A 5,203-nucleotide genomic window follows, 5' to 3' on the forward strand; every position below is an offset into this window, starting at 1 on the left:
CCAGGCCGGACGAATCGATGTAGCCGGTGTTGGAGAAGTCGATCAGGAACTTGCGCTCGCCGCCTTCCAGTTCGTCGAGCACCTTCTGCTTCAGCTCCTGACGGTTGCCCACAATGAGCTGGCCGTCCACGTCCACCACCACCACACCATTCTGCTTGCTCGTGTGGAAGCTCATGACTCCTCAGATGATCCACGGTTTTTCGAGTGCCCCAACCCTTGGCGGGGGGCAATCCATGTGCCACGTCCGGCGCAAGGCTGCACGCCGCGACGGCCATATTGCGGCCCCGCACGCCGCCGCGCCAGAGGGAGCGCGCGGGTTGTGCAGGGTTTTGACACCGGCGGCCGGCCCGGCGGGGGTTCGAAGCGCGGGAGGAGGGCGGAGATCGGCGGGCCGGGCGGGGTTCGCCGGCGGCCCCCACCCGGGCCGGCACCACCGGCCCACCCTCCCTCAAAACAGACCGGGGGAGGGTTGGCGGGGCGGCCACTTCGGTGTCGGGAAGCAGAGTTTGGCGCGGCCCCGGGTCGCCTGAGCGGATGAAGCCGCCGCTCCAACAGCGGAAAGCCCCGACTCGTGGCCGCTGTCGCGTCCACGATCGAGGCTTCAACCGACCCGGCGGACTGCCCGGCGCGGGTTGCGCGCCCGCGAGTGGCGACGCAGTCCGCGCAGGCGGACTTCGTGTTGTTCGAGGCGCGGTTTCAACCGCCGGGCACGAGGCCGCCGGCCCGCACCCAATCGTCTTCCGCGCCGAACGGCCGCCTTCGCCCGCCTGCGCCCCGGCTGCGGGAGAGTGGGGGAGTGCGGCGCTTCCGCATGCGCCGAACCTCCGGAAGCCGAACCGCCGTTGGGGTGTGCCCCCTCTCCCACATCTGTTCGTGGGAGAGGGTGGACGCGTCTCAGCGCGGACGGGTGAGGGCCCCGCCGCCCGCCGCGCTGAACTCCGCAGCCCATCTCACCCTTCCCCGCACATCGCCCCTGTTCCCCATCACGCCAGCAGCCCCGTAATGCAGGCGACGTTCACGATGTCGTCCACCGTGGCGCCGCGCGACAGGTCGTTCACCGGGCGGGCCAGCCCCTGCACGATGGGCCCCACCGCGTCCGCCCCGGCCAGCCGCTGCGTGAGCTTGTACGCAATGTTCCCCGCGTCCAGGTCGGGAAAAACCAGCACGTTGGCGCGGCCCGCCACCGGCGAGCCCGGCGCCTTTCGCGACCCGATGCTCTCCACCAGCGCCGCATCCACCTGCAGCTCCCCATCCACCGCCACCCCCGGCGCCCGCTCGCGGAACAGCTCCAGCGCCTGCCGCACCTTGTCGATGGACGGCCCCGACGCGCTCCCCTTCGTCGAATACGACAGGAACGCGACGCGCGGCTCGTCGCCCACCACGCGGCGGCGCGCGTCCGCGCTGGCCAGCGCGATGTCCGCCAGCTGCTCCGCCGTGGGATCGGGAACCACGGCCCCGTCCGCGTAGCTCAGCACCTCCGCGTGGTCCCCGCCGCGGAACGGGGGAACGACCATGTAGAAGGTGGACGACACGGTGCGGATCCCCTTCGCCGGGCCCACGGCCCAGATGGCGGAGCGCATTACGTCCGCCGTAGTGTTCACCGCGCCGGCCACGCACCCGTCGGCGCCGCCCACGGCAACCAGGAGCGCGCCGAACATCAGCGGATCGGCCGCGAGGCGAAAGGCGTCCTCCTCCGTCATCCCCCTGGCGCGGCGGCGCTCCAGCAGGCGGGCCGCCAGATCCATCCGCCGCCCGTCCTGCGCGGGGTTCACGACCTCCACGCCATCCGCGCCCAGCCGCCGCAGTTCCGCCGCGATCTCTTCGCCCCCCAGCACGGTGACGCGCGCCAGGCCGTCCCGGTCCAGCCGCGCCGCGGCCACCAGCGTGCGCTCGTCCGCCCCCTCGGGGAGCACGATGCGCCGGGGCTGCTCCCGTGCGCGGCGGTGGACGGAATCCAGAAAGCCGCTCATCGCGCGCCGCACCGTTCCTGCAGCCGCGCGAGCACCGCGGCCGGCACAAAGGGCGAGGCGTCGCCGCCCAGCGAGGCGATCTGCCGCACCAGCGACGACGACAGATACGAGTGCTCCAGGTCCGGAGCGAGAAAGACGGTTTCCATGCCGTCCCACAGCCTGCGGTTCATGAGCGCCATCTGGAACTCGTACTCGAAGTCCGACACGGCCCGCAGCCCCCGGACGATCATGCTGGCCCCGCGCGCCCTGGCGAAGTCCACCAGCAGCCCCTGGAACGCCACCGCCTCCACCCGCGGCTCGTCGGCAAAGGTTTCGCGGATCATCTGCACGCGGTCGTCCACGGAGAACATCCCGCTCTTGACCTGCGTGGCGCTGAAGGCGACGGCCACCACCACCTGGTCGGCAAAGCGAAAGCTGCGGCGGATGATGTCCTCGTGCCCCAGCGTGATGGGGTCGAACGATCCGGGGCAGACCGCGATGCGCTGAAGCGTCATTCGGGCGCGGGGATGAAGGTGAGGCAGGTGTCGCCGTAGCGGCGGGTGCGTGCGCCGTCCGTGGCGGGAAGCACGTCGCCGCGCCCGTGCTCGATGCACAGCAGCGCGGCGAAGGGTACGGCGATGAAGGCGTCCACCAGCGCGGCGGCGAGCCCCTGCGCGTAGGGCGGATCGGCGAACACCACGTCGAACGCGTCGCGCGGCAGGGCGGCGGCGTAGCGAAGGGCGTCCGCCTTGACGATGTCCGCGCGGGCGCCGGCGCCGAGCGCCACGAGGTTGTCCCGCAGCACGCGGAGGGCCGGGGCGCCGTTCTCTACGAACACGGCGTGCTCGGCGCCGCGGGACAGCGCCTCCAGCCCCAGCGCGCCGGAGCCGGCGAACAGATCCAGCACCCGCGCGCCGGGGAGAAAGTCCGAGACGGCGCTCATCCACGCCTCGCGGACTCGGTCCGTGGTGGGCCGCGTTTCCCGCCCCGGCGGCGCGGCGATGCGCCGGCCGCCCCATTCCCCCGCAACAATCCTCATCCACCCGTTCCGCTGGCCGCGCGCTTTGCGAAGGCCCACAACCTACACGGCCCGCCCGCGACGCGCACCCACCCATCACCGTCCGTACACCGACGGCCGATCAGGATGGATGCGCGGTGGCGGAAAGGGATCCGCGCCGGCCGCTCACCACGTCTGGCGCAGCCTGTAGGTGAGCACCCGCTCGCCACGTGCGGGGACGGTCATGGCGAAGTTGAGCGTCCGTGCGTCGATGCGCCCGGCCTCCACGGTGCTGCTCAGGATGCGCCCGTCGCCCCAGAAGTGCTCGGTGACGTCCACCTCCGCCGCGGTGTCCTTGTGGTTGCGCACGGTGACCTCCACGGTGGTCTCGTGGGCGCGATCGCTCACCTGGCGCTCCTCTACCACACGGCGCGTGGCGACCACGTCAAAGGCGTCGCCCAGATACAGGCGCACCTTCTCGTCGCGCGGCGTGTGGGCGATGCGGTCCTCGCCCAGGAACTGCACGTTGCCGCGCGCATCGCGCTTGTAGGTGCGTACGACGCCGGCGGGAAGCGGCATCCCCATCCCGTTCCGCTCGCTGTTCTCCATCTCCAGCATGATGGCCGCCCTGACCTCCGACGTCGCCACGCCCGCGCCGGGCTGGGCGTTGTAGTTCCACGCGCGCTGCGAGTCGAACACCAGCCGCCGCCGTACCCCCGCGTTGGGCGCGGTGAGCAGCGTCATCTGCTTGGTCTCGTTGTCGGCCAGCGTAGTGCGCCCGTCCAGCGTGTACAGGTGGTATTCAAAGAAGCCCTCCTCCGAGAACGCGGGCGCGGCGCTGCCGGTCACGACGACGCTCTCCAGCCCCAACTCGCCCCCGCGCGACCGGCTGGGGGACGGGGTAACCCGGCGCACGTCGCCCGCCATCAACTGCAGCCGGGCATCGCGCCAGGTCGTTCCGCTGCCGTTGGTCAGCGTTACCCAGCCGGTGAGGTCCACCCTGCCGTCCGCCGAATCAAAGACGGCCACGTAGTCCGCCGACCACCCCAATCCGCCGGCGAGATACGAGACCTCCAGCGGCTGCGGGCCGCCGCGCTCCGACTCCAGCATCCACAGCAGCGACGGGCGCGAGATGAGCCCGGAGGGAAGCTCCGTCACTTCCACCTCGCCCTGCGGATTCAGCACGAGCCGGCCATCCGCCGTCCGCACCACGGTGCCGCCGTTCCCCGTGCTGAGCAGCGTGCCCTCCAGCACCTCCACCGCCCCGCCGGGCCGCACCCGGCGAAAGCGCACCGTACGCCCGATAGACTTCTGCAGGATCGCCTGCGGGCTGATGAGGTCGAACTGGTAGTTCTGCTCGCGCACGCGGACGGGCGCGGCGCGGCCGGTCACGCTCAGCGTCGCGGGCTGGATGGTCTGCGCGACGTCCTCGTAGCGAACGGTGTTCATCCCCAGCGACAGGGTGACCTGCCGCTGCTCGCGCAGGATGGCGTATCCGCCGTTGTAGATGGTGAGCGACACGTCGCGGCTGTCCGCGGCGGTGGACACCACGGGTGTCTGCGCCGCGACCGGAACGGAGGCGAGCGCGGCCGTGAGCGCGAGTTGAACCGGGCGCATGCGGCTCACCATGTCTGCCTCACCGTGTACGTCAGCACCCGCTCACCGCGCGCGGGGACGCTCAGGGCAAAGTTGACCGTCCGTGCGTCGACGGGCTGCGCTTCCACATTGTTGTTCAGGATGCGCCCGTCCGCCCAGAAGTGCTCGGTGACGTCCACCTCCGTGGCGGTGTCCTTGTGGTTGCGGACGGTGACCTCCACCGTGGTTTCATACGAGCGCTCGCCGACGCTGCGGGCCTGCACCACGCGCCGGGTGGCCACGACGTCAAAGGCATCGCCCAGGTACAGGCGCACCTTCTCGTCGCGCGGCGTGTGGTCTACGCGGTCCTCGCCCAGGAACTGGATGTTGCCGCGCGCGTCGCGCTTGTACGTGCGCACCACGCCAGCGGGAAGCGGCATCCCCATCCCGTTCCGCTCGGTGTTCTCCAGTTCCAGCATGATCGCCGCCTTGACCTCGCTGGTCACGACGCCCGCGCCGGGCTGGGCGTTGAAGTTCCACGACCGGTGCGAGTCGAGCACGAGCCGCCGCCGAACGCCTGCGTTGGGCGCGGTGAGCAGCGTCATCTGCTTGGTTTCGTTGTTGGCCAGCGTGGTGCGGCCGTCCAGCGTGTACAGGTGGTATTCAAAGAAGCCCTCTTCCG

General features: G+C 71.1%; 6 protein-coding genes. All 6 read right to left on the bottom strand.

Annotation, left to right across the window (positions count from 1 at the left end; all coding sequences use genetic code 11):
* Positions 1-175 (bottom strand): STAS domain-containing protein (locus tag VF665_RS26025; RefSeq protein WP_414679242.1); only part of this gene is annotated, 175 nt, incomplete at its 3' end.
* Between the two features lie 808 nt (positions 176-983).
* Positions 984-1,970 carry a phosphate acetyltransferase gene (gene pta, locus VF665_RS21175; RefSeq protein ID WP_331055460.1) on the bottom strand — a complete coding sequence of 329 codons (987 nt, stop codon included), beginning with the start codon at positions 1,968-1,970 and terminating at the stop codon, positions 984-986.
* Complete coding sequence (gene coaD, locus VF665_RS21180) at positions 1,967-2,464, bottom strand: pantetheine-phosphate adenylyltransferase (protein ID WP_331055461.1); 498 nt, start codon at positions 2,462-2,464, stop codon at positions 1,967-1,969. Before coaD ends, pta begins: the two co-directional genes overlap by 4 nt.
* Positions 2,461-2,988, bottom strand: a complete 528-nt coding sequence (gene rsmD / locus VF665_RS21185; protein ID WP_331055462.1) for a 16S rRNA (guanine(966)-N(2))-methyltransferase RsmD — start codon at positions 2,986-2,988, stop codon at positions 2,461-2,463. Before rsmD ends, coaD begins: the two co-directional genes overlap by 4 nt.
* 144 nt (positions 2,989-3,132) lie before the next feature.
* Positions 3,133-4,563, bottom strand: coding sequence for a DUF4139 domain-containing protein (locus VF665_RS21190; RefSeq protein ID WP_331055464.1), 1,431 nt, complete (start codon positions 4,561-4,563; stop codon positions 3,133-3,135).
* Positions 4,564-4,568: 5 nt separating this feature from the next.
* Positions 4,569-5,203: DUF4139 domain-containing protein (locus tag VF665_RS21195; RefSeq protein WP_331055463.1), on the bottom strand; the 635-nt coding region annotated here is incomplete at its 5' end.

The organism is Longimicrobium sp. (assembly GCF_036387355.1).
Lineage (GTDB): Bacteria > Gemmatimonadota > Gemmatimonadetes > Longimicrobiales > Longimicrobiaceae > Longimicrobium.

Bases quoted from the DNA above. Each gene is read 5' to 3' on its own strand.
- pta (WP_331055460.1), bottom strand. From the start codon at position 1,970: ATGAGCGGCTTTCTGGATTCCGTCCACCGCCGCGCACGGGAGCAGCCC.
- coaD (WP_331055461.1), bottom strand. From the start codon at position 2,464: ATGACGCTTCAGCGCATCGCGGTCTGCCCCGGATCGTTCGACCCCATC.
- rsmD (WP_331055462.1), bottom strand. From the start codon at position 2,988: ATGAGGATTGTTGCGGGGGAATGGGGCGGCCGGCGCATCGCCGCGCCG.
- VF665_RS21190 (WP_331055464.1), bottom strand. From the start codon at position 4,563: ATGCGCCCGGTTCAACTCGCGCTCACGGCCGCGCTCGCCTCCGTTCCG.